The sequence below is a fragment of the Streptomyces yokosukanensis genome (assembly GCF_001514035.1).
GTDB lineage: Bacteria > Actinomycetota > Actinomycetes > Streptomycetales > Streptomycetaceae > Streptomyces > Streptomyces yokosukanensis.
In genome coordinates this window covers 1-569 of sequence record NZ_KQ948262.1, presented here as the reverse complement: position 1 = coordinate 569, position 569 = coordinate 1, and the positions used below count along the sequence as shown (strand labels likewise).

Below are 569 nucleotides of genomic sequence, written 5' to 3'. Positions count from 1 at the left end.
GACGAGCAGGAGCGGTTGCTTCTGGAGTTGGTGTCGGGTGAGGTTGCGGTGGTGTTGGGGCATGCGGGTGCGGGGAGTGTTGGTGCGGGGCAGGCGTTCAAGGATCTGGGTTTTGATTCGTTGACGGCTGTGGAGTTGCGGAACCGGTTGAATGCGGTGACGGGGCTGCGGTTGCCGGCGACGTTGATTTTTGATTATCCGTCGCCGGGTGTGTTGGCGGAGTTCTTGCGTGTGGAGTTGGTGGGTGGGGAGGCTGGGGTTGAGTCGGCGGTGGTGGGGCGGGCTGCTGTCGGTGGGGTGTCGGAGGATGCGGTCGCGGTTGTGGCGATGGGGTGTCGTCTTCCGGGTGGGGTGAGTTCGCCGGAGGATTTGTGGCGGATGGTGGTGGAGGGCCGGGACGGGATCTCGGAGTTTCCGGAGGATCGTGGCTGGGATGTGGCGCGGTTGTTCGATCCGGATCCTGAGAAGGTCGGTAAGTCGATGGTTCGCCATGGTGGGTTTTTGCATGGTGCGGGGGAGTTCGATCCGGCGTTCTTCGGGATTTCGCCGCGTGAGGCGCTTGCGATGGA

1 protein-coding gene is annotated in these 569 nt (G+C 63.4%); it reads left to right on the top strand.

Translation table 11 applies throughout. The features are described from left to right. The coding region (locus tag AQI95_RS43830; protein ID WP_244189119.1) for an acyl carrier protein at positions 1 to 569 on the top strand (569 nt) is incomplete at both ends.